This window comes from Methylobacterium nonmethylotrophicum, from assembly GCF_004745635.1.
Classification (GTDB): Bacteria; Pseudomonadota; Alphaproteobacteria; order Rhizobiales; family Beijerinckiaceae; genus Methylobacterium; species Methylobacterium nonmethylotrophicum.
Genome location: NZ_SRLB01000021.1, coordinates 50,940 through 76,569, shown reverse-complemented (window position 1 = coordinate 76,569; position 25,630 = coordinate 50,940). Strand labels below are relative to the sequence as shown.

At 72.3% G+C, this 25,630-nt stretch carries 22 protein-coding genes; 6 read left to right on the top strand and 16 right to left on the bottom strand.

Annotated elements, in window-relative coordinates; all coding sequences use genetic code 11:
* Positions 1–14: 14 nt before the first annotated feature.
* The 8 genes from EU555_RS24770 to groES form a co-directional block, all read right to left on the bottom strand.
* The gene (locus EU555_RS24770; protein ID WP_135417887.1) at positions 15–1,358 is read right to left on the bottom strand and encodes an LLM class flavin-dependent oxidoreductase; all 1,344 of its coding nucleotides are present in this window, start codon (positions 1,356–1,358) and stop codon (positions 15–17) included.
* Between the two features lie 17 nt (positions 1,359–1,375).
* Complete coding sequence (locus tag EU555_RS24765; protein WP_135417886.1) at positions 1,376–2,377, bottom strand: MsnO8 family LLM class oxidoreductase; 1,002 nt, start codon at positions 2,375–2,377, stop codon at positions 1,376–1,378.
* A 303-nt stretch (positions 2,378–2,680) separates the two neighbouring features.
* On the bottom strand, positions 2,681–4,012 hold the full coding sequence (locus EU555_RS24760) for an NtaA/DmoA family FMN-dependent monooxygenase (protein WP_135417885.1): 1,332 nt from the start codon (positions 4,010–4,012) through the stop codon (positions 2,681–2,683).
* A gap of 66 nt (positions 4,013–4,078) precedes the next feature.
* Complete coding sequence (locus EU555_RS24755; protein ID WP_135417884.1) at positions 4,079–4,699, bottom strand: GNAT family N-acetyltransferase; 621 nt, start codon at positions 4,697–4,699, stop codon at positions 4,079–4,081.
* A gap of 511 nt (positions 4,700–5,210) precedes the next feature.
* Positions 5,211–6,590, bottom strand: coding sequence for an FAD/NAD(P)-binding protein (locus EU555_RS24750; protein WP_135417883.1), 1,380 nt, complete (start codon positions 6,588–6,590; stop codon positions 5,211–5,213).
* A gap of 13 nt (positions 6,591–6,603) precedes the next feature.
* On the bottom strand, positions 6,604–6,729 hold the full coding sequence (locus EU555_RS37510; protein WP_281041307.1) for a hypothetical protein: 126 nt from the start codon (positions 6,727–6,729) through the stop codon (positions 6,604–6,606).
* A 97-nt stretch (positions 6,730–6,826) separates the two neighbouring features.
* On the bottom strand, positions 6,827–8,449 hold the full coding sequence (groL, locus tag EU555_RS24745; RefSeq protein WP_135417882.1) for a chaperonin GroEL: 1,623 nt from the start codon (positions 8,447–8,449) through the stop codon (positions 6,827–6,829).
* A gap of 30 nt (positions 8,450–8,479) precedes the next feature.
* Positions 8,480–8,770, bottom strand: coding sequence for a co-chaperone GroES (groES, locus tag EU555_RS24740; RefSeq protein WP_135417881.1), 291 nt, complete (start codon positions 8,768–8,770; stop codon positions 8,480–8,482).
* A gap of 504 nt (positions 8,771–9,274) precedes the next feature.
* Between groES and EU555_RS24735 the strand changes: the two genes are divergently transcribed.
* From EU555_RS24735 to EU555_RS24725, 3 genes are all read left to right on the top strand, one after another.
* Positions 9,275–9,514, top strand: a complete 240-nt coding sequence (locus tag EU555_RS24735) for a hypothetical protein (protein ID WP_135417880.1) — start codon at positions 9,275–9,277, stop codon at positions 9,512–9,514.
* A 170-nt stretch (positions 9,515–9,684) separates the two neighbouring features.
* Positions 9,685–10,632: a sulfonate ABC transporter substrate-binding protein gene (locus tag EU555_RS24730; protein ID WP_135417879.1), complete on the top strand. Its 948-nt coding sequence runs from the start codon at positions 9,685–9,687 to the stop codon at positions 10,630–10,632.
* 120 nt (positions 10,633–10,752) lie between these two features.
* On the top strand, positions 10,753–11,742 hold the full coding sequence (locus tag EU555_RS24725; protein WP_135417930.1) for an aldo/keto reductase: 990 nt from the start codon (positions 10,753–10,755) through the stop codon (positions 11,740–11,742).
* Positions 11,743–11,883: 141 nt separating this feature from the next.
* On the opposite strand, the gene EU555_RS24720 is transcribed toward EU555_RS24725, so the two are convergent.
* Positions 11,884–14,343, bottom strand: a complete 2,460-nt coding sequence (locus EU555_RS24720) for a PAS domain-containing protein (protein ID WP_135417929.1) — start codon at positions 14,341–14,343, stop codon at positions 11,884–11,886.
* A gap of 375 nt (positions 14,344–14,718) precedes the next feature.
* Between EU555_RS24720 and EU555_RS24715 the strand changes: the two genes are divergently transcribed.
* Positions 14,719–17,400 (top strand): PAS domain-containing protein, encoded by a 2,682-nt coding sequence (locus tag EU555_RS24715; RefSeq protein ID WP_135417878.1) that lies wholly within the window; start codon positions 14,719–14,721, stop codon positions 17,398–17,400.
* Positions 17,401–17,412: 12 nt separating this feature from the next.
* On the opposite strand, the gene EU555_RS36335 is transcribed toward EU555_RS24715, so the two are convergent.
* The 3 genes from EU555_RS36335 to EU555_RS24705 all read right to left on the bottom strand — a co-directional run bounded on the left by EU555_RS36335 (position 17,413) and on the right by EU555_RS24705 (position 21,054).
* A complete protein-coding gene (locus EU555_RS36335; protein WP_167858652.1) occupies positions 17,413–18,285 on the bottom strand; it encodes a hydroxymethylglutaryl-CoA lyase in 873 nt (290 codons plus the stop codon).
* Complete coding sequence (locus tag EU555_RS36330; protein ID WP_167858651.1) at positions 18,282–19,505, bottom strand: ABC transporter substrate-binding protein; 1,224 nt, start codon at positions 19,503–19,505, stop codon at positions 18,282–18,284. The genes EU555_RS36335 and EU555_RS36330 overlap by 4 nt, the downstream gene beginning before the upstream one ends.
* A 265-nt stretch (positions 19,506–19,770) precedes the next feature.
* Entirely contained in the window at positions 19,771–21,054 is a 1,284-nt protein-coding gene (locus EU555_RS24705) for a hydroxymethylglutaryl-CoA reductase, degradative (RefSeq protein ID WP_135417877.1), read from the bottom strand.
* A 246-nt stretch (positions 21,055–21,300) separates the two neighbouring features.
* On the opposite strand from EU555_RS24705, the gene EU555_RS24700 reads away from it, so the two are divergent.
* Entirely contained in the window at positions 21,301–22,686 is a 1,386-nt protein-coding gene (locus EU555_RS24700) for an aminotransferase-like domain-containing protein (protein ID WP_135417876.1), read from the top strand.
* Positions 22,687–22,706: 20 nt separating this feature from the next.
* On the opposite strand, the gene EU555_RS24695 is transcribed toward EU555_RS24700, so the two are convergent.
* Entirely contained in the window at positions 22,707–23,132 is a 426-nt protein-coding gene (locus tag EU555_RS24695) for a type II toxin-antitoxin system HicB family antitoxin (protein ID WP_135417875.1), read from the bottom strand.
* Entirely contained in the window at positions 23,132–23,308 is a 177-nt protein-coding gene (locus tag EU555_RS24690) for an addiction module toxin, HicA family (protein ID WP_135417874.1), read from the bottom strand. Before EU555_RS24690 ends, EU555_RS24695 begins: the two co-directional genes overlap by 1 nt.
* Before the next feature lie 9 nt (positions 23,309–23,317).
* Between EU555_RS24690 and EU555_RS24685 the strand changes: the two genes are divergently transcribed.
* Positions 23,318–23,539 (top strand): hypothetical protein, encoded by a 222-nt coding sequence (locus EU555_RS24685; protein ID WP_135417873.1) that lies wholly within the window; start codon positions 23,318–23,320, stop codon positions 23,537–23,539.
* A 152-nt stretch (positions 23,540–23,691) separates the two neighbouring features.
* On the opposite strand, the gene EU555_RS24680 is transcribed toward EU555_RS24685, so the two are convergent.
* Both EU555_RS24680 and EU555_RS24675 read right to left on the bottom strand, forming a co-directional pair.
* Positions 23,692–24,318 carry a c-type cytochrome gene (locus tag EU555_RS24680; protein WP_135417872.1) on the bottom strand — a complete coding sequence of 209 codons (627 nt, stop codon included), beginning with the start codon at positions 24,316–24,318 and terminating at the stop codon, positions 23,692–23,694.
* Between the two features lie 11 nt (positions 24,319–24,329).
* The gene (locus EU555_RS24675) at positions 24,330–25,598 is read right to left on the bottom strand and encodes a PQQ-dependent sugar dehydrogenase (protein WP_135417871.1); all 1,269 of its coding nucleotides are present in this window, start codon (positions 25,596–25,598) and stop codon (positions 24,330–24,332) included.
* Positions 25,599–25,630 lie beyond the last annotated feature (32 nt).

The window sequence follows — 25,630 nt, the reverse complement described above, 5'->3', positions numbered from 1 at the left end:
CGACGAGGGACGCGTCATCGCGCGGCCACCCGGCGCGCGGGCGCCGCCTCGGCGGCGTAGCGGCTCTCGCGGCGGGGCAGGCCGAGATGGTCGCGCAAGGTCGCACCCGGCAGCGTGCGGTCGTAGACGCCGCGCGCCTCCAGCACCGGGATCACGAGGTCGACGAAGTCGTCGAGCCCCTGGCCGATGACGGGGAAGCCGAGCACGAAGCCGTCCGCGGCGCCCTGCTCGACCCGGGTAATCAAGGTCTCGGCGACCTCCTCGGCCGAGCCGATCAGGTCGGTGCGCGGGGTCGCGGCCTCGAGCGCCGCCTCGCGCAGGGTCTGGCGCTTCTCGGCGGCGTTGCGCTTGATGCGGTCGGTGGTCGAGCGGAAGCTGTTCTGGCCGATCGCGCCGAGATCCGGGAAGGGCGCGTCGAGCGGGTAGGCCGAGAAGTCGTGATGGTCGAAGAAGCGGCCGAGATAGGCGAGCGCGTCGTCGATCGAGATCAGGTCGCGGATCGCCCGGTACTTCTCCTCAGCCTCGCCCCTGGTGCGGCCGACGATCGGGCCGGCGCCGGGGAAGACCTTCAGGTCGTCGGCCCGGCGGCCATGGGCGACGGCGCTCGCCTTGAGGTTGCGGTAGAGGCTCTGCGCCTCAGCCAGCGGCAGGTGGTTGGCGAAGACCGCGTCGGCGTGCCGGCCGGCGAGCCCGATGCCGGCCTCGGACGCGCCGGCCTGGAAGACCACCGGCTGGCCCTGTGCCGACCGCTGGATGTTGAGCGGGCCCTCGACCTGGAAGAAGCGCCCCTTGTGGTCGAGCCGGTGGAGCTTGTCCCGATCGAAGAACCGGCCGGTCTCCCGGTCGCGCGGGAAGGCGTCGTCGTCCCAGGAATCCCACAGGCCCTTCACGACGTCGAGGTATTCCTGCGCGATCTCGTAGCGGAGCGCGTGCTCGGGATGGGGCCGGCTGTAGTTGCGCCCGGAGCCCTCGAGCGGCGAGGTCACGGCGTTCCAGCCGGCCCGGCCGCCGCTGATCAGGTCGAGCGAGGCGAATTGCCGGGCGATGGTGAAGGGGTCGCTGTAGGAGGTCGAGACCGTGCCGACGAGGCCGAGTTTTTCGGTGCTCACCGCCAATGCCGACAGGATGGTGAGCGGCTCGAAGCGATTGAGGAAGTGCGGGATCGACTTCTCGTTGATGTAGAGGCCGTCGGCCACGAACGCGAAGGCGATGCCGTTCTGTTCCGCCTTGCGGGCGTTGCCGACGAAGAAGTCGAGGTTGACGCTGGCGTCGGCCGGGTTGCTCGGGTGGCGCCACGCATTCATGTGGCTGCCGCCGCCCTGGAGCATCAGGCCGAAGGTGAGACGGGTCTGGGTCATCGTGGGACTCTCAACGATCAGGCCGCCAGCGCCGGGGCGCCGCCTGCGATCAGGGTCACGGAGGCGAGGCGCCTGCCTGTCGCGGAGGGGGGTGTGTCGACGACGAACTCCTCGACCCCGAAGCGGGCGTGGAGCCGGTCGAGCTCGGCCCGGATCTCGTCGGCAGTGCCCGACAGCACGTGCGGCCGGCGGATCTCGGTCCGGTAGGAAGCGGCGCCGGCCTGCCGGGCGAACTCCGACGCCTGCGCCTCGCTGCCGAGATTGACGCTCTGGCCGTCGGGTAGCGTGACCCGCACCACCTGGAGCGGATCGGTGAGCGCCCGCGCCTCCTCGTGGCTCAACGCCGCGAGGGCCGTCACGGCGAGGAGGGGAGAGTCCTTGGCGCCGGCCTGCGCGCAGGCCTCCAGGCTCGCCTCGATCGCCCGCGGGTCGCCGTTGAGCTGGCCGGCGAAGACGAAGCGCCAGCCGAGCGCCGCGGCCGTGCGGGCGCTGTCGGGGCTGGCGCCCAGCAGGAAGCGCTCCGGGGCCGCGGGCGGCGTCGGCAAGGCGCGCAGAGTGCCTTCGCGCAATCCGCTCTCGTGCGGCGCGAGATAGCGGTCGAGTTCGGCCAGGAGGTCGTCGAAGGTCGCGTGGTCGGCCGGATCGTGCCGGCGCCGCAGGGCGCGGGTCGCGTCGGGCAGGCCGCCCGGGGCCTTGCCGATGCCGAGGTCGATCCGGTTTGGTGCCAGGGCGGCCAGCAGGTTGAAGGTCTCGGCGACCTTGTAGGGACTGTAATGCGGCAGCAGCACGCCGCCGGAGCCGAGCCGGATGCGCTGCGTGCGGGCGGCGAGATGCGCGATCAGGACCTCGGGGGCGGTGCCGGCCAGCCCCGGATTGGCGTGGTGCTCCGCCACCCAGAAGCGCGCGTAGCCGAGGCGCTCGGCGGCCTGCGCCAGGACGATCGTGCGCTGCAAGGCGGCGGTCGCCGGCTCGCCGGGCAGGAGGGGGCTCTTGTCGAGGAGGCTCAGGCGATAGGTCATCGGGAACTCGGACGGTCGGGGCGGTGCAGCCCGGCGATCGACGGGTGACGCGTGATCATGGTCGGCTTTTCGCTCTCCCGAGCCACGATCGTGTCGTGACGCGCCACGTAGTCTCGGCACAGGCCGAGGAAATAATCAGTAGATGGCCACGCCATCACGCGAGATGTCTTGCGCTGCGAGATCGATATTTCCGCGTGTGGGCGCCTTTCGTCAATGAAACGCGCTTCCAAATATTATCGACCAGAGGGCAGGGCGCTGTGCCGAGGGCGGCTGCAGCCGGGAGGATCTTCTCCCGGGCGCCGCTCAGGCGATCCGCGCCCGCGCGGTCGCGTCCGCGAGCGGCGGCAATTCGAGGTTGGAGCGGAAATCGTCGCCGACATAGTCGGTGTCGATCAGGGCGCGCCGCCGCAGCTCCGGCAGGAGGCCGTTCACGAGCAGGTCCTCCTGGTCGGGGTTGCCGAGGCCGTGCAGGGTGACGACGTCGAGGATCCCGGCGCGGTAGCGCTCCTCCAGGGCGTCGGCGAGCTGATCGGGCGTGCCGGCAACCGACCAGTGCCCGGTCTCCTGGGCCTCGATGATGAGCCGGCGCAGAGGCAGTCCCTGCTTCGCGTAGCGCCGGAAGATCTCGACCCGACCGCGTCGGCGGTTGATGCGCGTCACCTCGGGCAGCAGCGCCTCGGGCAGGGGCGCGTCGAGGGGAAGTCCCGAGAGGTCAATATCCCCGCCCAGCATGTCGGCAAGCTTGAGCCGGCCCTGGTCGTAGTCGATGCGGGCGTGCTTCTCGGCGAGCCGGCGGCCGACATCGGCCTCGGACTCGCCGATCAGGCAGTGGAAGGAGTTCATCACGAAGGGCAGGCCGGGCCCGCGCCCGAGGGCGGCGGCGCGCCGGCGCAGGTCCGCCGCGAAGGCGACCGCGCCTTCGAAGCTCGGCTGCGAGGTGTAGACCACCTCGGCATGGGCCGCGCCGACGGCGACGCCCGCCTCCGACTGCCCGGCCTGGAACTGGACCGGGCGGCCCTGCGCCAGCGGCGGCACGTTGAGGGGACCTGCGACCGTGAAGTGCCGGCCGCGATGGTCGATGCGGTGGAACTTCGCCGGATCGAGCGCGAGCGCGCCGGACGCCTTGCGGATGACCGCGTCGCGCGCATTCGCGTCGAACAGGGCGTTGACGACCGCGATGAACTCCGCAGCCCGGGCGTAGCGCGCCTCGGGGCTCGGCAGGACCCCGTCGGATGTCGCCTCGCCGAAATTCTCCTCGCCGACCGAGGAGGTCACGGCGTTCCAGGCCGCGCGGCCGCCGCTGACGTGGTCGAGGGTGGCGAGCTGCCGGGCGAGGTTGAAGGGGTGGTGGAAGGTGGTCGAGACCGTCGCCACCAGCCCGATCCGCTCGGTCGCCTGGCTGAGCGCGGCCAGCGCGATCAGCGGCTCCTGCACGCCCGCCGTCCCGGCGAGGCCCGCCGGGTCGATCTGCAGCAGGTCGGCGGTGAACAGGCCGGTGATCCGCTCGGCCTCGGCCTTGCGGGCGAGCGCGACCGCGCGGCGCAGGCCGACGCCCGGATCCGCGTCGTTCGCGGCGGCGACGAGAGGGGGCGCACCGACCAGGGTCTTGAGGCGGCGGGGACGGGAGGAGGTCATGATGGGTTCCAGGCGGCACCCGCCGGCGCGCGCGGTCCCGCGGGGCGTCGCGACGGCGGGTCGGTTTCAGGCGGCGCGTGCCCGGTGCGCCGCGATGCGGGCGAGGAGCGTCCGCTCCTGCTCCGCCTTCACGGCGTTCACCCGGGCGGTCGCCGCCTCGAAGGACGCGGCGGGCGGATAGGCCGGCGTGGCAGGATGAACGGCCGAAGCCAGCCCTTTCTCGAACGGCAGGGAGCGGTACAGGAGCGGGTCGGCCGCGACGTCGAAGAGCGGCCGGTAGCCGAGGGAGGCGTAGAGCGCCGTCGCCTCAGGCTGGCGAAAGCCCGTCGTCAGGTAGGCCCGCGTGTAGCCGAGCCGGGCCGCGCTCTCCTCAAGTGCCTGGACGACGCGCTTCGCGAGCCCCTGTCGGCGCAGGTCGGGCCGGGTCCAGATGCGCTTGAGCTCCACCGTCGCGTCGTCGTGGCTCATGAACGCGCCGCCGGCGATGGTCTCGCGGTCGCGCAGCACGAGCAGGAAGTCGCCGAGGGGCGGGCGGTAGGCCTCGGCGGGATAGCGCAGGATCTCGGCCCGGGCTCCGCCCGGACGGCTCGCCGCGCCGTATCGACCGTCATACTCGGCCACCAGCCCGTCGAGGAGGACTTGCGCGGCGGGCTCGAGGGGAGACGATCGGACGATGACGTCAGCCAAGGCATGTCTCCACGGTGAAGGGCGGAAAGATGGCGTCGACGATCACGGCTATCCGCAAGGATTCAGCCCGCGCCAGGTCGATCTGGATGATCGTCATGGTGCATCGAGGCGAATGTCACCTCTCCACGACACGATCATGCCTGATCTGTATCTGCACCCGCGATGCGATTTCAGTCAGATAGTCGACCGGAATCGTGGATCGCGTCAATAAAACCGATCTCTCTTTTGCGGCCGGTTCGAAGAACGAATGGGCCGTCGGTACCGCTGCGCGTGGAAGGGCCGCTGTCCGGAGGGCGCGATGGCGGCGGTGGCGCGCCTCGCGCAGAGGCGGGGCTGGGCGTCGCGGCGATCGGCGGCGGCGGATCACACGTGTCCGCTTGATCTGATCCGGTGAAAGTAGAGCGCGGGATCCCCTCTCCAGGCGATCCCGGGCAAGCCCGGGATCGCTGCAAGGTGTGGGAGAGGGGAGACGCGCTTTATCTTTATTCGAACAGATCAGGCGGAACTCGGATCAGACCGCCTGCCGGCGGGCCGCCGGCAGGCCGTCGACCTCGGTGGCGACGAGGGCGGCGACCTCGGCGGCCTGGCTGCGGATGTCCGGCACCGCGACGCATTCCCACAGCGTGCCGCGCAGGAGCGGGCCAAGGGTCCAGAGCCGTCCCGGCCGGGTGGCGCGCAGGCGGTAGTCGTCGCCCGCCGCAAGGCCGAGACCGAACGCGTCGGGTCGCGCGAGGCCGCGCAGGACGAGGCGGCGCAGCAGCGGGTCCCCGGTCTCGTCGATGCGGCCGATCCCGGTGGCGTCGACGATGCCCTGCGCGGCGAGTGTCTCGTCCGCGCCGCCATGGCGGGGCCGGATCGTCACCGCAGCCCCGCCAGGCCCGTCCGCGATGGCGAGGATGCGCCCGGCCCGCACGGAGAGGCGGCCCGCCGCGATCTCGGCGGCGATCGCCGCCGCCGCGGGCGGGGCGGCTCGGTGGCGGTGCACGTCCCAGAACGGCCGCAGGTGGCGCAGGAAGCGCGCCCGCTCAGGCCCCGGCAGGCTGCGCCAGAGATAGCCGATGATCGGGCGAAGCGCGTCGATCACGTCGCGCCAGTCACGGCCCGCTCGTCGCGCCGTTGCGATCTCGGCCCGGATCCGCCGGGTCAGCCGGGTGAGGGAGGCGAGGTCGTCCGCCCTGAGATCGGGCACCGGCCAGGGCCGCGTCGGCGCGTGGACGCTCGGCACCAGGCCGCGGCGCGACAGGGCGACGATCCGGCCGGAAAAACCCCGGCCGCGTAAGGACGCGACCGCGTCCACCATGGTGAGCCCGGTGCCGACGACCAGCACCGGCCGATCCGGGTGCAGCCGGCCGAACGCCTCCGGCCGCCACGGGTCGAGGCGGTGGCGGCTGGGCGGCGCACCCGGGCCCGTGAGGTTGCCCATGGCGAGCACCGCGCCGGCGACCGAATAGGCCGCACCGCCCTCGGTGCGCAAGGAGTAGCCGTCCGCCACCGGGACGAGGTCGGTGACGGCGTCGTGGACGAGGTGGAGCCGCGGCGCGCCCTCGGCCACGACCCCTTGCGTGAGGAGTTCGGCGAGGTAGCGGCCGTAGAGCGCGCGCGGCGCGAAGGTGCCGGCCGGCATCGCCACGATTCCTGAGCGGTCGTCCTCCGGCAGCGCCGCGAGCCAGGCGGAGAAATGCTCCGGCTGGTCCGGATAGGCGCTCATGTTGGCGGCGCGCAGGTTGAGCAGGTGGGCGGGGGCGTCGGTGCCGTAGGCGAGCCCGCGCCCGAAGCTCCCGGCCCTCTCGCACAGCAGCACCGACCAGGGCCGGGGCAGGGCGGACAGCAGGTGGAGCGCCGCCATGCTGCCGCTGAAGCCGGCGCCGACGACCGCGATGACGGGGTTCATCGCCACGACCCCGTCAGGCCGCGCGCATGAGGAACGTGAACGCGGCGAGGATCAGCGTGACGCAGAGGGCCACCGTGACGAGCCCGGGGCTCGGCTCGGAGGGATGGAACGGCACGGTCGGGTCCTGTTGCCTCGGCATGGCGATCCTGGAGCATGGGACGGAGGGACGCGCCCCGGGGTCGGAGCCTCCGGGGCACCCCGGGGTCGGAGCCCCCCGGGGGGCGCGGGGTCGGCGGTCAGAAGTCCGGACCGGCGGGCGCCGGCAGGGCGGGCTTGTCCTTCGGCCGGTCGGCCACGAGGGCTTCCGTGGTGACGAGGAGGCCCGCCACCGAGGCCGCGTCCTGGAGCGCGGTGCGCACCACCTTCACCGGGTCGACGATGCCGGCCTCGATCAGGTCGAGGTAGGTCTCGGCTTGCGCGTCGAAGCCGTAGGTGTCGGAATCGCTCTCGCCCACCTTCGCCACCACGATCGAGCCCTCGATCCCCGCATTGGCGGCGATCTGCCGGATCGGCGCCTCGAGGGCCTTGAGCACGATCTTGATCCCGGCGGTCACGTCCGGGTTGCCGCCCTGGAGCGCCGCGACGGCGCCGCGGGCCCGCAGGAGCGCCGTGCCGCCCCCCGGCACGATGCCCTCCTCGATCGCCGCGCGGGTGGCGTTCAGGGCATCGTCGACCCGGTCCTTTCTCTCCTTCACCTCGACCTCGGTGGCGCCGCCGACCCGCAGCACCGCGACGCCGCCGGCGAGCTTCGCCAGGCGCTCCTGCAGCTTCTCGCGGTCGTAGTCGGAGGTGGTCTCCTCGATCTGCGCCTTGATCTGGGCGACGCGGGACGCGATCTCGGACGCCTCGCCGGCGCCGTCGACGATCGTGGTGTTCTCCTTGTCGATCCGCACCCGCTTGGCGCGGCCGAGCTCGGCGAGCGTCACGCTCTCGAGCTTGATGCCGAGCTCCTCCGAGATCGTCTGGCCCTTGGTCAGGATCGCGATGTCCTCGAGGATCGCCTTGCGCCGGTCGCCGAAGCCCGGCGCCTTCACGGCCGCGACCTTCAGGCCACCGCGCAGCTTGTTGACGACGAGGGTGGCAAGCGCCTCGCCCTCGATGTCCTCCGCGATGATCAGGAGCGGCCGGCTTGACTGCACCACGGCTTCGAGCACCGGCAGCAGCGGCTGGAGCGAGGAGAGCTTCTTCTCGTGGATCAGGATGTAGGGGTCGTCGAGCTCGACGGTCAGCTTCTCGGCATTGGTCACGAAGTACGGCGAGAGGTAGCCGCGGTCGAATTGCAGGCCCTCGACCACGTCGAGCTCGGTCTCGGCGGTCTTCGCCTCCTCGACCGTGATGACGCCCTCCTTGCCGACCTTCTCGACGGCCTGGGCGATCAACCGGCCGATTTCGGCGTCGCCGTTGGCCGAGATGGTGCCGACCTGCGCGATGGCATCCGATGCCGTCACCTTGCGGGCGCGCCCCGCCACGTCCTTCACCGCCGCCGCGACCGCGAGGTCGATGCCGCGCTTGAGATCGAGGGGATTGAAGTTCGCCGCGACGGCCTTCGCGCCCTCCTTGACGATGGCCTGGGCCAGCACCGTCGCGGTGGTGGTGCCGTCGCCCGCGAGATCGTTGGTCTTCGCGGCGACCTCGCGCAGGAGCTGGGCGCCGAGATTCTCGAAGCGGTCCTCCAGCTCGATCTCCTTGGCGACGGTGACGCCGTCCTTGGTGATCCGGGGCGCGCCGAAGCTCTTCTCGATCACGACGTTGCGGCCCTTGGGGCCGAGCGTGACCTTCACCGCGTCGGCCAGGATGTCGACGCCGCGCAACAGGCGCTCGCGGGCATCGGCGGAGAATTTCACGTCCTTGGCAGCCATGAGTTTCGTCCTCTTGATTGTGGTCTTTCGTCAGGCCGCGATCACGCCGAGGATGTCGGCTTCCTTGAGGATCAGCAGGTCCTCGCCGTCGATCTTGACCTCGGTGCCGGACCACTTGCCGAACAGCACCCGGTCGCCGGCCTTCACGTCGAGGGGCGTCGGCGCGCCCTGGTCGTCGCGGGCGCCCGGGCCGACGGCGACGACCTCGCCCTCCTGCGGCTTCTCCTTGGCGGTGTCGGGAATGATGATGCCGCCCTTGGTCTTCTCCTCGCCGTCGAGGCGGCGCAGCAGCACGCGGTCATGCAGGGGCCGAAAGGCCATCGGTGGAGCCTCCTGGTTGTGGGGATCGGACGGGCGCGTCGGGGGCCGCATCCGATGGCCCAAGGGTGTCTGGAGCCGTTCGCCAAGTCAACGAGATTGTTCTTTTTAAAGAACGAAGCGGCGGAGACGAGCGGACTGCGCCGGTGGGCGGACCGAGAAGAATTTCCGCGACGCGCCCGCTCGGCCCGCCCGCCAGGCGCGTCCCCTAGACGCGCATGCGGAAGCATTCACCGGGGCGGGCTCTCCCGGTTCCGGTTCGGATCGGGGCGGGGGGCGGCCGCGACGGCGGGGCCGGGGCAGCGCGGCGCGTCCGGCGGGCGCCGGCGCCGTTGCGGAAAGCCAATGCCCGGAAGGCTGGCACGGCAACAAGATCGTCCTCCGGATTCGCCCTCTTGCAGCAATAAATAGCTATCGACTTGCGTATTATATTGATCTTATCATTGATATGGCGCTCGAAACCAGGCGCTGTTCTGAATGTCCTGATCTCGGCAGGGGATACCAACGATGAGACTGTGGCCACGTCAGCCGTCCCGCCAGGCTTCCGGACGCCCGGATCCGGCGGCACCGGGCAGGAGCATCGGCGGGCGCGGACTCGGCGATGCCGCCCCGCGCGGAGCGGCCGGCAGCCGGAGCGACGCCGGTCGGGAGACCGCATGTCCCGCGGCGGCCGGCGGGGAGGATCGGCAGACCTCGCAGAGCCTGGTGGCCGCCAAGCAGTTCGACATCGACGGCCAGATCGGCTGAGCGCGTCCCTTCTCGCTCGGCGTGAGCCGCTGGCGGATCACGCCCCACCGCCGCCGCATCGCGAGCCCCGGCATCACGACCATCGCCTCGCCGCGGATCCGGGGCGCCGGCGCCCTGGGGCCGATGGCTGCCATCGTCCCTTTCCCTCCAGAGATCGCAGGCTTCCTGTCATGACGCTCACCAGGCGTTCCTTCGCCGCCGGCACGACGGCGTCCCTCGCTGCGCTCGCGGCGAGCGGCCCGGCGCGGGCCGACCGCGTGCTGCGGGTCGGCTACCAGAAATACGGCACCATGCTGCTGCTGAAGGCGCGCGGCAGCCTCGACGCGGCGCTCAAGCCTCTCGGGTTCCGGGCCGAGTGGCGGGAATTCCCGGGCGGGCCGCAGCTGCTCGAGGCGCTCAACGCCAAGGCCGTCGATGTCGGCGTCGTCGGCGAGACGCCGCCGATCTTCGCGCAGGGCGCGGGCGCGCCCCTGGTCTATCTCGCCCACGAGCCGCCCGCACCGAAGAGCGAGGCGATCGTCGTCCAGAAGGACAGCCCGATCCGCACGGTCGCCGACCTGAAGGGCAGGAAGGTCGCGCTCAACAAGGGCTCGAACGTCCATTACCTCCTCGTGCGCGCCCTGGAGGAGGCCGGTCTCGCCTATGCCGACGTCCAGACGGTCTTCCTGGCGCCGGCCGACGGACGGGCGGCGTTCGACGGCGGCTCGGTCGATGCCTGGGTGATCTGGGATCCGTTCCTGGCGGCCGTCGAGGTGTCGAGCGGCGCCCGCATCCTCCAGGACGCGACGGGGCTCGCGGCCAACCACCAGTTCTACGTCGGCGAGCGCGCGTTCACCGAGTCGCAGCCCCAGGCCATCGACGCCGTGCTGGCGGCGATCGCCGTCGTCGACCGCGAGACCAACGGGGTGACCGAGGCGGCGGCGCGCGAGCTCAGCCCCGCGGTCGGCATGCCGGTGCCGATCCTGGCCAAAGCGCTCGCCCGCCAGAGCTGGGGCGTCGTTCCGCTCGGGCCGGAGGTCGTCGCCGGGCAGCAGCGCATCGCCGACACGTTCCTGCGCCTCGGGCTGCTCCCGCGGCCGATCCAGGTGGCGGACGCCATCCGGCAGACGCGCTCGTAGAGGGGAGGCCGGTCTCCGACGGAGAGGATGCGGCGAGAGAACCCCGGCTCATGTCGCACCGGCGGCGTCGCGGATGCCCTATCTGAACCGGACCAGCCACCGGAGACGCCCATGACTGCCCTGCCACATCGCCGCCTCGGCACTGCCGGCCCCTCCGTCTCCGCCATCGGCCTCGGGTGCATGTCGCTCTCGGGCGTCTACGGGGAGGCGGACGAGGCGGCGTCGATCGACCTCGTCCGGAGATCCGTCGAACGCGGCATCACCCTGCTCGACAGCGCCGACATGTATGGCTGGGGGCAGAACGAAGAGGTGCTCGGCCGCGCGCTGACGGGCCTTCGCGACAAGGTCGTCCTCGCGACCAAGTTCGGCCAGACCCGCAATCCGGCCGGGCCGAACGGGGTGAACGGGACGCCGGCCTACGTGCAGCAGGCCTGCGAGGCCTCGCTGCGGCGCCTCGGGGTCGAGGTGATCGACCTCTACTATCAGCATCGGGTGGACCCGAACGTGCCGATCGAGGACACGGTCGGGGCGATGAAGCGGCTGGTCGAACAGGGAAAGGTGCGCTTCCTCGGGTTGAGCGAGGCCTCGCCCGACACGATCCGCCGGGCGCACGCCGTGCACCCGATCACCGCCGTGCAGACCGAGTTCTCGCTGCTCTACCGCCGGGAGGCGGACGAGACCCGGGCGACCACCCGCGCGCTCGGGATCGGCTTCGTCGCCTACAGCCCGCTGGGACGCGGCTTCCTCACCGGGGCCATCCAGGACCTCTCGCAGGTCGACGGCCGGCGTGCCGCGCATCCGCGCTTCCAGGAGGAGAACTTCGCCGCCAACCGCAGCCTCGTCGCGAGGGTGGAGGCGATCGCCCGCGAGAAGGGCTGCACCCCGGCGCAGCTGACCCTCGCCTGGCTGCTGGCGCAGGGCGACGACGTGGTGGCCATCCCGGGCACGCGCTACGCCGCCAGGATGGAGGAGAACCTCGGTGCCTTCCGGGTCGCGCTGACGCCGGACGACGTCGCCCGCATCTCGGCCGCCGTTCCGGCGGGCGCGGCGTCCGGATTGCGTTATCCGGCCGGCGCCATGGCGGCGGTCTACAGCCTGCAGGGAGCCTGAACCGGGGCGCCCGCGAGCGCGAACCTGCGTGCGGCGGCCGGCGCCGGCCGCCCGCGGCTTCGCGTTCGCCGGGAGCCCTCCGCCGGCATCGTCGGCCACCCGGCGCCGCGGACGGGCCGGATCCCGCGCCCGGCCGCACCCTCACGACGAGGCGGGCCGCCGCCGCGCCAGGACGCGCCGGAGCGCCCGGGCCACCTGGTCGGCCGCGTAGGGCTTGCGCACCAGCTCGAAGCCGTGGGCGTCGTCGCGGGCCAGCACGTCGCTGTAACCGGTCGTCAGGATCACCGGGAGGTCCGGATGCTCGACCCGCAGCCGGCGGGCGAGCGCGACCCCGCCCATGCCCGGCATGACCACGTCGGAGAACACCGCGTCGAACCGGACGGGCGCCTGCTCCAGCTCGGACAGGGCCGCCTCCGCGTTGTGCGCCCAGACGGTCGCGTGGCCGAGATCCTCGAGGATCTGGGTGCAGAAGCGCCCGACCTCGAGGTTGTCCTCGACCACGAGGACCCGCAGCCCGCGCTCGCCGGCCTCCGGCTCGGGGGCGTCGGTCCCGGTCGCGTCCTCCGGCGCCGGCGGATCGACCTGGGGCAGGTACAGCGTGAAGACCGTGCCGCGGCCGACGTCGCTCGCCACGTCGACGTCGCCGCCCGACTGCTTGGCGAAGCCGATGACCTGGGAGAGGCCGAGACCCGTGCCCTTGCCCACCTCCTTGGTGGTGAAGAACGGCTCGAAGATCCGTGCCAGGAACTCCGGCGCGATGCCGGCGCCCTCGTCGCTGACCGACAGGGCCGCGAAGGGGCCGGGCGCGCCGGCATGCCCGCGGATCGAGGGCAGCGGCCGGTCGCAGGCGAGCCCGAGGGCCAGCGTCCCTTCACCCGTCATGGCGTCGCGGGCGTTCACCGCCAGGTTGACCAGCGCCGTCTCGAACTGGCTCGGGTCGACCCGCACGTGGCAGGGGGCGTGCGGGATCTCGGTGACGATGCGGATTCGGGCGCCGGTCACGGCGTTCAGCATGTCGGCCACCGCGCGCAGGCGCTCGCCGAGGTCGAACACCTCCGGCTTGAGCGGCTGGCGCCGCGCGAAGGAGAGGAGCTGGCTCGTCAGCCGGGCGGCGCGGTCGACCGTGTCGGACACGGCCTCGAGGTAGCGGGTGCGGCGCGCCTCCGGCAGGCTCGGCCGGCGCAGGAACTCGACCGACGAGCGGATGATGGTCAGCATGTTGTTGAAGTCGTGCGCCACCCCGCCGGTCAGCTGCCCGACCGCCTCCATCTTCTGGGCGTGGCGCAAGGCCTCCTCGGCCCGCGCCAGCTGCTCCTGGCTGCGCAGGCGCGGGGTCACGTCGAGGGCGTACTGGAAGGCGCCGATCCGGCGCCCGGCCGAATCCCGCAGGGTGGTGAACTTCAGCTCAAAGATGGGCCGCCGGTGCTCCGGGTCGCCGAACTCCTCCACGAGGGTGAATTCCTCGCCGGCCAGCGCCCGGGACCAGACCGCCCGCGCCGCCTCCCGCTGCGCCGGATGGGCGTCGAGGAGGTCGAGGAGGCGGTCGCCCACCCGCGGGCGCAGGCCGTAGAGGCTCTCGAACTCGTCCGCGTAGGCGCGGTTGACCGCGAGCACCCGGTAGTCGAGGTCGAGGGCGGCGACGAGGGCGTCGGTGGTCTCGAACACGTCGGCCCAGAGCTTGCGCTGGGCGAGCGCCGCGGAGACGCGGCGCTCCAGCGTCTCGTTGCTCTCGCGCAGCCGCTCCTCGGCGAGCTTGCGGTCGTGCACGTCCTCGACGACGCCGTACCAGCGGATGATGGCGCCGGCCTCGTTGCGCCGCGGCAAGGCCCGGGCCCGCATCCACCGGTACTCGCCGGTGGCGGCGACGCGGATGCGGTAGTCGATGTCGACCGGCTCGCCCGAGGCGAGGTTCTGCGAGAACACCGTCATGGTCCAAGGCACGTCGTCGGGATGCAGCGCCTTGGCCCAGCCGCTGCCGTCCGGCTCACCCGGCGCCTGCCCGGTGAGCGCGAGCCAGCGGTTCGAGTACGAGGTGATGTTGCCCTCCGGGTCGCAGGTCCAGGGCACCTGCGGGTTGAGCTCGACCGTGTGCCGGAAATGGTCCTCGCTCTCGCGCAGGCGCGCCTCGTTGACGACGCGGGACGTGGTCTCGGCGGTGACGCAGAACAGGCCGTTGATCGCCCCGGCCTCGTCCCGCACGGGCGAGTAGGTGAAGGACCACCAGCTCTCCTCCGGCACGCCCTGGCGCGAGAGGTCGAGCATGACGTCGGTGAGCGTCTGGCTCTGCCCCGCGAGGGTGGCGTCGACGAGCGGGCCGATCTCGTCCCAGATGCTGGCCCAGACTTGGCGGAAGGGGCGGCCCAGTGCGGTCTCGGCCCGGTAGCCGAGGAGCGGCCGGTAGGCGTCGTTGTAGAAGCAGAGCAGGTCCGGCCCCCAGGCGAGGAACATCGCCGTCGGGCAGGCCAGCATCAGGGAGAGCGTGCCGCGCAGGGTGGAAGGCCAGCTTTCGGGAGGCCCCAGCGGGGTGGCCGACCAGTCGAGCGCCCGGATTTCCCCGCTCATCGGGCTTTCGGGCGGCAGGAACGCGAAGGCGTCCGTCATGGCGTCCACGAGCGCGGCACCCGGGACGCGGCGCCCCGGCGCCTCCGGGTCCGTCCGTGGGAAGGGGATCCGGGGGTCTCCGCACGGCCTGCCCTGGGCGGACGCATCGAGCAACGGAAGGCAGGCATGGCGGTCTCGGTCCGTCCCAGGTTCGGCGCAGGCGTGCGGGCACGGCGCATCGTGGCATCGCCCCCTTAACTAGGGCTGCGCGCGGCCGGTTTCCCGCTCGTGCGGCGATCCGGTCGTGCGGGGCTGGGGAGAGGAGGGGGTGGCGCCGCGCGGCATCCGTCCCACCCGGCGGCCCAAAAGCCATATTTCCGCCGCCAGTTTAAACATTTGGTGGAACCATCCGCACGTCTCGAGCCTGTCTTCCCCATGGATCGCGCCTGTACCCGCGGTAGCGAGGCCGCACGCCTCCGCGCCCTCGATCGCTACCGCCTGCTGGACACCCCGCGCGACCCGGATTTCGACGAGATCGCGCAGGCCGCGGCCGAGCTGTGCGAGGCCCCCGCCGCCGCCGTCGGCCTGATCGGCGACGGGCGCCTCTTCCTCAAGGCCGAGATCGGCCTCGGGGTGCGGGAGACGGCCCTGAGCGAGAGCTGCCGGGACGCCCTGCTGCGGGAGGACCTCCTCGAGATTCGCGACACCGCCCGCGACCCCCGCCTGGCGGGCCATCCCCTCGTCGGCGGGGCGTCGGGCCTGCGCTTCTATGCCGGGGCCATGCTCAGGACCCCGGAGGGGCAGCCCGTCGGGACCGTCTGCGTCCTCGACGCGCGGCCGCGCGATCTCGGCGAGCGCCGGCGCCGGGGCCTGGGGCGCCTGGCCCGCCAGGCGATGGCGCAGATGGAGCTGCGGCGCCTGCGGCGCGAGGAGGAGGAGCGGCGGCTTCGCGAGACGGACGGCGCCGGGCTCGACGCGGGCGCGGCCCTCGCGGCGAGCGAGCTGCGCTACCGCTCGCTCCTGGAGGTCAGCCCGCAGGTGGTCTGGTTCGGGGATGCGCAGGGCCGCGTCATCGACTGCAACGCCTATTGGTACGACTATACCGGCCTGCCAGCGGCCGAGACCGGCGAGGCGAGCTGGCTCGGCGCCATCCATCCCGACCACCGCGAGGCGACGCGCGCGGCCTGGCGCGCCGCATCGCAGACCGGGCGGACCTACGAGGCCGAGTTCCCGCTGCGCCGGGCCGACGGGGCGTATCGCTGGTTCCTGTCGCGGGCCCACCCGGTCCGCGGATCCGACGGAACGATCCGCAGCTGGATCGGCACCTCCCTCGACATCCACGAGCGCAAGGTCGCCGAGGAGCGGTTCGCGGCGCTCACCGCGCTCGCGCCGGCGATCATCTGGTTCGGCAACCCGGACGGCAGCCTCAGCTACCTCAATGATCGCTGGTACGCCTATACCGGCCAGACGCCCGAGGAGGCGCTGCCGATGGGGTGGGAGGCGCCGGTCCACCCGGACGACCTGCCGGGCCTGCTCCGGGCCTGGGAGGCGGCGCGCCGGCGCGAGGTCGTCTACGACACCGAGGCCCGCCTGCGCCGCCGCGACGGGACCTATCGCTGGTTCCAGATCCGGGCCGAGCCGCTGCGGGACGCCGCCGGGGCGGTGGTCGGCTGGCTCGGCAGCAACAGCGACATCCACGATCGGCGCCGGGCCGAGGGGGACCTGCGCGAGGCCCGCGAGCAGCTGCAGCTCGCCGTCGAGGCGACCGGCACCGGCATCTTCGACTACGACCTCCTGACCGACACGCTGACCTGGGACGCGCGCACCCGCGCCCTGTTCGGGCTGCCGCCCGACGCGCCCGTGAGCTACGACACCTTCCTGGCCGGCCTGCATCCCGACGACCGCTCCTGGGTCGACGCGGAGGTCCAGGCCGCCCTCGATCCGGGCGGAAACGGGTCCTACGACATCGCCTTCCGCACCGTGGGCCTCGCCGACGGCGTCGAGCGCTGGGTGGCCGCCAAGGGCCGGGCCTTCGCGGCCGACGGGCGGATGGTCCGCTTCATCGGGACGGTGCGCGACGTCACCGAGAGCCGGCGCGCCGAGCGGGCCCTGCGCGAGACCGAGGAGCGCTACCGCCTGGCGGCCCGGGCCACCAACGACGCGATCTGGGACTGGAACCTCGCCACGAACCACATCCTGTGGAACGACGCGCTCCGGGCCGCCTACGGCCACGCCCCCACGACGGTGGAGCCGACCGGCGCCTGGTGGCTCGCCCACATCCATCCCGACGACCGGGCCCGGATCGACGCCTCGATCCACGCGGTCATCGACGGGACCGGCACCGCCTGGAGCGACGAGTACCGCTTCCTGCGGGCGGACGGCTCCTACGCCGCCATCCTCGACCGCGGCTACGTCCTGCGCGACCCGCAGGGGAGGGCGGTGCGGATGATCGGGGCGATGCTCGACATCAGCGCGCGCAAGCGCGCCGAGGAGCACCAGCGCCTGCTCACGACCGAGCTGCAGCACCGGATCAAGAACACCCTGGCGATGGTCCAGGCGATCGCCGCGCAGACCTTCCGCACCACCGCCGACCCCGACGCGGCCCGCGAGGCGTTCTCCGCGCGCCTGATCTCGCTCGGGCGCGCCCACGACATCCTGACCCGCTCGAGCTGGACCGAGGCGCCTATCGCCGAGGTGGTGGAGGGCGCCCTGGCGGTCCATCGCGGCGGGGGCACCCCGCGCATCCGCGCGAGCGGTCCGGACGTGCGGCTCGCCGCCAAGCCGGCCCTGGCGCTCGCGCTGGCGCTCCATGAACTCGCCACCAACGCGGCCAAGTACGGCGCGCTCTCGACCGAGACCGGCAGCGTCGACCTGCGCTGGCACGTCGTCCACGCGGACGCGGCCCCACGATTCTGCCTGACCTGGTCCGAGCAGGGCGGTCCGCCGATCCTCTCGCCGCCCGCGCATCGCGGCTTCGGCTCGCGCCTGATCGAGCGCAGCTTCGCGGCCGAGGCCGACGGCGAGGTGAAGCTCACCTACGCGCCGACCGGCCTCGTGTGCCGCTTCGAGGCCTCGCTGGCCTCGATGCGGGAGGCGAGCGGCGAGGCGGCGGCGTGAGGGAGGAGGCGTTCAACCGGCCCCGGCCCGGGCGAGCGCCCCGGTGATGAAGCGGCCGGCCTCGGCGAGGCGGGCGGGATCGACCCCGGTCGCGATGCCCAGCGCCGCGAGGGCCTCCACCACCGCCTCGGTGGCGACGTTGCCGGTGGCGCCTCTCGCGTAGGGGCAGCCGCCGAGGCCCGCGACGGCGGCGTCGATCACGCTCACCCCGAGATCGAGGCAGGCCCGGATGTTGGCGAGCGCCTGCCCCCGCGTGTCGTGGAAATGGAGCGCGAGCCGCTCGGGCGGGACGACGCCGGCCACCGCGGCGAGGCAGGCCCGGGCCCGGTCCGGCGTGCCGGCCCCGATCGTGTCGCCGAGCGAGACCTCGTGGCAGCCGAGATCGACGAGGCGGCGGGCGACCCGGGCCACGGCCTCCGGCGCGACCTCCCCCTCGTAGGGGCAGCCGAGGACGCAGGAGACGTAGCCCCGCAGCGGGATCCCCGCCGCGCGCGACGCGGCGGCGACGGGCGCGAACCGCTCCAGGCTCTCGGCGATCGAGCCGTTGATGTTGGCCCGCGAGAACGCCTCGGAGGCCGAGGCGAAGATCGCGACCTCGCCAGCCCCCGCCGCCCGCGCGGCCTCGAACCCCTTGAGGTTCGGCACCAGCACGGCGTAGCGCCCGGCCGGGTTCGGCGGCAGCCGGGCCAGGACCGCGGCGGTGTCGGCCATCTGCGGCACCCAGGCCGGCGACACGAAGCTGCCGACCTCGATCGCGGTCAGGCCGGCGGCCAGCAGGCGCTCGATCAGCCCGACCTTCACGTCGGTCGGGACGGTGACGGGCACGTTCTGCAGCCCGTCCCGGGGCCCGACCTCGACGATCCGGACGCGGCGGGGGAGGGTCACGGCGCCTTCACCAGCGGGCAGCGCCCGTCGGCGAGCGGCCGGAACGCCTCGGCGGCCGGGATCGTCTGGACCAGCTTGTAATAGTCGAACGGGCCCTTCGACTCGGCCGGGGTCTTCACCTGGAACAGGTACATCGGGTGGACGTGCCGTCCGTCCTGGCGGACGCTGCCCTCGCCGAAGAGCGGGTCGTTCGTCGGCCCCGCCTTCATCTGCCGGACGACCGTGCGCCCGTCGGTGCTGCCGGCGGCGGCCGTGGCGCGCAGATAGGCCAGGGCCCCGGCATAGACGCCGGCCTGGTTGGCGGTCGGCCGGCGGCCCTTCATCTGGGCGGCGAAGCGGTCGGCGAAGGCGCGGGTGCCCGGATTGGCGTCCCAGTAGAAGCCCTCCGTCAGGTAGAGTCCCTGCGCGTCCTTGAGGCCGATCGCGTGCACGTCGGAGAGCTGCATCAGGAGCGCCGCGAGGTCCTGCCCGCCGCCGGTGATGCCGAACTCCGCCGCCTGCTTGACCGAGTTGACCGTGTCCCCGACCGCGTTGGCGAGCGCGATCACCTGGGCGCGGCTCGCTTGCGCCTGGAGCAGGAACGAGGAGAAATCCGCCGCCGCGGTCGGGTGGCGCACGCCGCCCACCACCGTGCCGCCCTCCTGCTTCACGACGCTCGCCGCGTCCGCCTCCAGCGCGTGGCCGAAGGCGTAGTCGGCGGTGAGAAAGAACCACCTGGTCTTGCCGGCCCGCACCAGGGCGAGCGCGGTGCCGTGGGCGAGCGCCCAGGTGTCGTAGGTCCAGTGCACGGTGTTGGCCGAGCATTTCGGCCCGGTCAGGTCCGAGGTGCCGGGGCCGGAGGCGATGAAGGCGGCCTTCGAGTCGCGCACCACCTCCTGCACCGCGAGGGCGACGGAGGAGAACGGCACGTCGAGGATCGCGTCGACCTGCCCCTCGGCGATCCAGCGCCGGGCGGTGGCCGAGCCGATATCGGGCTTGTTCTGGTGGTCGGACTGGATCACCTCGACCCTGATCGCCGGCCGCTCCTTGCGGAAGTCCTCCACCGCCAGCCGCGCCGCCACCACCGAGCCCTCGCCGGTGGAATCGGCCGCGAAGCCGCTGAGATCGGTGAGCACCCCGAGCTTGACGGTCGTCACCTCGGCACGGGCGATGCCGGCGGCGAGGAGCAGGGCGGCGCCCGCGAGCAGGCGGGCGGCGAGGCGGGTGCTGGTCTTGAGCATGGTTCTCCTCCCGTATTGTTGTCGTCCGGTCGCCGTGTCGGCGATCGTTCGATTTGTCAGTATTGACTGGGTCACATTCTCCCCGCGCGCGGCCTCATCCTGAGGTGCCCACGCCAGTGAGCCTCGAAGGAGGGGTTCAGGGATCTCGGAGACTTCTGGAGCCATCCTTCGAGGCCGTCGATCGAAGCTCGCGTCGATCTTCGATCGCCGACACCTCAGGATGAGGCCGCGGGTGGGACGGGCTGCCTGCGAAGCCCGTCCGTCCTCACCCCCCGCGGATCTGCGCCAGGACGTCCTGCGCCACGTCGATGCGCACGCGGTGGCCCTCGACCAGCACGCGGGCCACCGCCTCGATCTCCTCGCCGACGGCGCCCGCCATCATGGCGATGTTCTGGGCGTGGAGGGCCATGTGGCCCTTCTGGATGCCGGTGGTGGCGAGCGCCTTGAGGGCGGAGAAGTTCTGGGCGAGCCCCACCGCCGCGATGATCCGGGCCAGGCGCTCGGCCGTCGTCGCGCCGAGGATCTTGAGGCAGGCCTGCGCGGTCGGGTGGAGCTTGGTCGCCCCGCCGACGAGGCCCACCGCGAGCGGCAGCTCGATCGAGGCGCTGAGGTCGCCCGAGGCCGTGACCTCGTAGCGGGTAAGGCTGGTGTAGCGGCCCGAGCGCGCGGCGTAGGCGTGGGCCCCGGCCTCGATCGCCCGCGTGTCGTTGCCGGTGGCGAGCACGACGGCGTCGATGCCGTTCATGATCCCCTTGTTGTGGGTCGCTGCGCGGTACGGGTCGGCCTCGGCGAGGTGGTAGGCGCTGATGATCCCGTCGCGCACCTCCGGCCCGCCGATCGCCTCGGTCCGCCAGATCGCGTGGGCGCGGGCGAGCCGCCGGTCGGCGAGGTTCGAGAGGATGCGCAGATAGACCCGGCCCCCGCTCCAGCCGGCGATGTGGGGGGCCACCGCCTCCGCCATGGTGTTGACGGCGTTCGCCCCCATGGCGTCGCGGGTGTCGACGATCAGGTGGGTCACCACCATCGGGCCGCTCAAGCTGTCGAGCACCCGCACCTCGACGTCGCGAAGCCCCCCGCCGAGGCGCACCAGCACGGGATCGCAGGCGTCGCACAGCGCCCCGAGCGCCGCGCGCTGCTCAAGGATGCGCAGGCGCGCCGCGTGCGGATCGCTCACCCCCACCGCCTGGACCTGCGCGATCATCAGGTTGCCGGAGACCGAGGTGGTGAAGCCGTCCTCGTAGACCTGCCGGGCCGCGTTGCAGACCGCGGCCACCACCGACGATTCCTCGGTCGCCATCGGGATCAGCACGTCCTCGCCGTCGATCCGCATGTTGGTGGCGATGCCGAGCGGCATGGTCATGGTGCCGATCACGTTCTCGATCAGCCGGTCGGCGAGGTCGGGCGCGAGATTGCCGAACTCCGAGAGATGCGCGACCTCGGATTCCGAGAGATCCGCGAAGGCCGCGACGAGGTCCAGGCGCTCGCGCGGGCTCCTCTTGTGGAAGCCGGCGATGCGCGAGGTGCGGTTCGTCCGGGGCGTGCTCTGCATGGGGGGATCTCGTCGGATGCCTGCTGCCTGTGATCGCCGCGATCTGTGATCGCCGCGATCTGCGATCTGCGCGATCGGGCGGCCTGCCGGCGCCGGACGAGGGCGGCCGCGCCCGCGGTCGCCGAAAGATCTCTCTCCCTCGTCCGGGCTTGTCAGAACCTGCCCGTTGCCCGCACCGTACCCATCCGTGCCCTGCCCACAAGGAACGCTTTGCGCGTGATCCGGAGTGACCGTACCCTTAGCCCCATGGATACGGTCACGCGCCCCGAACCCCGGACCCGGGTCGAGCAGGTGGTCGCCGGGCTCACCGAGCGGATCGAGCGCGGGCTCCTGCGCACGGGCGAGCGGCTGCCCTCGATCCGGGCGGCGGCGGCCGGCTTCGCGGTGTCGAAGAACACGGTCGTCAACGCCTACGAGCGCCTGGTCGCCTCGGGCCGGGTCGAGAGCCGGCCGGGCTCGGGCTTCTACGTCTCGGGACGGCGGCCGGCTCCGCCCGCACCCCCAGGTCCCGTGCCGGTCGCGGCTGTGGACAGCGTCTGGCTGCTGCGCGAGCAGCTGAACCGCCACTACGACGTGCGCGTCGGCGACGGCCGCCCGCCGCCGGCCTGGATGGAGAGCCTGGAGGTCGGCCGCCACCTTCCGCCGGCCGCGGCGGCGAGCGAGAGCTACGGCAGCCCGGACGGCTACCTGCCCCTGCGGCGGAGCCTCGCGCTGATCCTGGCCGAGCGGTCGATCCAGGCCGAGCCCGGCACCGTGCTGCTCACGGCCGGGGCCAACCACGCCCTCGACCTGATCATCCGCCAGTTCGTGGCGCCCGGCGAGCCGGTGCTGGTCGATGCGCCGGGCTACTACCCGCTGTTCGGCAAGCTGCGGCTCGCCAAGGCCCGCATCGTCGGGGTGCGGCGCAACCCGGACGGGCCGGACGTGACGCATCTCGAGGAGATGGCGCGCGCGAGCGGCGCACGGCTGTTCTTCACCCACTCGCTCGCCCACAACCCGACCGGCTGCTCGCTCACCCTGCCGGTCGCCCACCGGCTGCTCCAGCGTGCGGGCGCCCTCGACCTGCGCCTCGTCGAGAGCGACCCCTTCGCCGACGTGCTGCCGGCCGCGATGCCGCGGCTCGCCGCCCTCGACCAGCTCGACCGCGTGATCTATGTCGGCACCTTCGCCAAGACCCTCTCGGCCAGCCTGCGCTGCGGCTACGTCGCGGCCCGGCCCGACGTCGCGGAAGCCCTGCGCGACCTCAAGATGGTGACGAGCGTCAACAGCTCGGGCTTCGTCGAGCGGATCGTCCACGGCCTGATCGAGAGCGGGCGCTACCGCCGCCACCTGCGCCGCCTCGCCGGCCGGATCGAGGCGGCCTCCCTCCAGGGCCGGGAGGTCCTGCACGCCCTCGGCCTGCCGGTCTTCGGCGAGCCGCGGGGCGGCTACTACCTCTGGTGCGGGCTGCCGGACGCTTGCGACCTCGACGCCCTGTCGCGCCGCGCCGCTGCGCACGGCATCCTGATCGCGCCGGGCGGGCTCTTCCTGCCCGACGGACCGGCCGGCCCGCCGATGATGCGGGTCAACGTGGCCTACCTGAGCGACCCGCGCTTTGCGCGGTTCATGCGGGAGGAGGTCGGGGGTGGGTGAGGCAGCGTCCGGACGCCGCCTCAGGCCGCGTCGCGGACGCTGATCGCCACGCGCCGCCCCAGTGCCGCGAACGCAGCCTCGATCTGTTCGAGGCGGGAATGGTGTTCGAGGCGAAACAGCCGGTCGACGCTCTCCCGGTTCCAGCCCAGGCGGCGCGCCAGCTCAGCCCGGGTGATGCCGGCCGTCCGCAAGGCGCCGTAGAGCAGCACCTTCAGCTCGGTCAGCAACGGCAGGACAACGGCGTCGTCCGTACTCGCTTCCGGCGGAAGCGGGATCTCCTCCCCATCCGCGATCATGCTGGCGAGCACCGTCTTGATTGCATCCACCGCGTGCCGGCGCGCCGACGCCTCATCCTCGCCGAAGGTGGCGACGACAGGCAGGATCGGGCAGGTAACGAGCAGCGTGTCGTTGTCGTCGGGCGTGAGTTCGATCGGATAGGCCAACATCACTTCAAACCGAGCTGCTTCTTGATGGCAGTGCCGAGCTCCTTGCGGCCGCCATGCATTGGCAGCTCCGACTTACGATCGCCGCGCCGGACGATCAGGTGGCCAGAGCCGCCCCGCTTCGGCTCGAAGCTGCAGCCCTGCGCGGCGAGCCACTTCTTGAACTCCTGCGCGTTCATGGAGGTAGCGTGTCCCACAGAAATGTGGAGGTCTACAAAAATGTGGAATCCGCGTTCGACGCGCGGAGCGGTGTCGTGACCACGCTTGGACGCCGCCTGATCCAGTCGAAGGAGGCTATCGCCATCGCCGCGGGCGAGGCCGATCCGGCCACGAACCGGGTGCCTGTGCCCGCCGAGAAACCACCCAACAAGATCGGAGCGCGGGCAACCCGCAAAAGACGGCAGGCTTGACGCAGGCCGCGTTGGTCCGGGTTTTCGGCTTCACGACCAGCACGCTGTGCCCCCGCGAGCACGATCGGGGCCGGATAGCGCGGCGCGGGCTCGACCGACGATCATCAACCCGCCTCGTATCGGCGCGACGCATCCGTGCGCCGCGCCCACGATCAGGGCATCACCGCCAGGTAATGCGCCAGGGCCTTGATGTCGTCATTCGACAGCGCGCCCGCGACCTCGGTCATCGCCGCGCCGCCGGAACTCGGCCGCGCGTTGGAGCGGTAGTCGCCGAGGGCCTTGGCGAGGTAGGCCTCGGGCAGCCTGGCGACCCGCGGCGCGGCCTGGACACCGAGATAGGCGTCGCCGTGGCAGGCGGCGCAGCGGTGCCGGCCTGCCGCCGCCTCGCCGGCCTTGGTCAGGTCCGGCTGGGTGTCCGCGGGCGGCTTGGTGTCGGGCACCGGCAGGGAGGCGAAGTACTTGCCGAGGGCCCGGATGTCGTTGTCCGACAGGCCCTCCGCCACGCCCTGCATGATCTCGTTCTTGCGCCGGCCGGCGCGGAAGAACACCAGCTGCAGCTGGATGTAGTTGTTCGAATGCCCGGCGATCGGCGGCGCGCCCTCGGCGAGCGCGTCGCCGTGGCAGGACAGGCAGGCCTGCGCCACCTCGGGCGCCTCGGCCGCCCGGGCCGGCTGGAGCGGGACGAGGGCGGCGGCGAGGAGAGCGGCGAGCCCCCCGCGGGTCGGCCCGGAGAATCTCCAGGCTGCCGCGGAACGCCATCGATGGGTGCGACGCCTCACCGGGTGCAGGGTCACTTGGTATAGGCGATGCGATAGATCGCACCGGCCCAGTCGTCGGCGACGAGGAGCGACCCGTCCGGCGCCACCAGGATATCGGCCGGCCGCCCGCTATACTCGCGGTCGCCCTTGATCCAGCCGGAGGCGAAGGTCTCGAGCTTCGCGTTCTTGCCGTCCGGGTCGACCACGACCCGCTCGATGCGCCCGCCCTGGTAGCGATGCCGGTTCCACGAGCCGTGCTCGGCGATGAAGATGTTGTTCTTGTACTCGGCCGGGAAGGACGAGCCGGTGTAGAACTTCATGCCGAGCGGCGCCACGTGCGCCCCGAGCTTCACCACCGGCGGCGTGAACTCGGCGCAGGTGCGGCCCTGCGCGAATTTCGGATCCGGCAGGTCGCCCTGGTGGCAGTACGGATAGCCGAAATGCTCGACGACCTTCGTGATCATGTTGAGCTTGTCGCTCGGGATGTCGTCGCTCATCCAGTCGCGGGCGTTCTCGGTGAACCAGTAGCGGCCGGTGCGCGGGTCGATGTCGCCGCCGACGCTGTTGCGCACGCCCAGCGCGACGATCTCCGCGGCGCCGGTCTTGAGGTCGACGCGGCGGATCTGCGACACGCTGCTCGGCGGGTTGCCGACGTTGAAGGGCGGCCCGAACGGCACGTAGACCCAGCCGTCCTTGTCGAAGGTCAGGTACTTCCAGCCATGCGCCACGTAGGACGGCATGTCGTCGTAGACGACGACCGGCTCCGGCGGCTTGTCGAGGTTGGCCTCGATGTTGTCATAGCGGAAGATCTTGTCGATCGCCACGACGTAGAGCGCCCCGTCGCGGAAGGCGAGGCCGGTGGGCATGTTGAGACCCTTGAGGATCGTCTTGACGATCTTCTTCCCACCCTGGTCGACGATGGCGTAGACGTTGGTCGCGCCGAACGAGCCGACGAACAGCGTGCCCTTGTCGCCGAAGGCCATCTGGCGCGCCTCGGGCACGCCGCTGGCATAGACGCTGATCGTGAAGCCCGGCGGCAGCTTGACCGCCTTCAGGTTCTCCGCCAGCTCGTCGTCGGAGGCCGGCAGGGCCGGGTTCGCGGGCGGCGCCAGCCCCTTCTGCGCCGCGGTCTCGTCGCCGAGGAACCAGTCCGGCGGCGGGTTCTTCCAGAACGCCTTGCCGCTCGAATCGTACTGCTTGAGGCCTTGCGCGGCGGCGGTCCCGGTCGACAGGCCGGCCGCCACCAGGGCGGCGGCCACGCCGCGCGCGATCCGCGGACGGAGTCCGATGCTCGCTGTCATCCTGTTTCCTCCCCAGACGTCTTGTTCGCCCC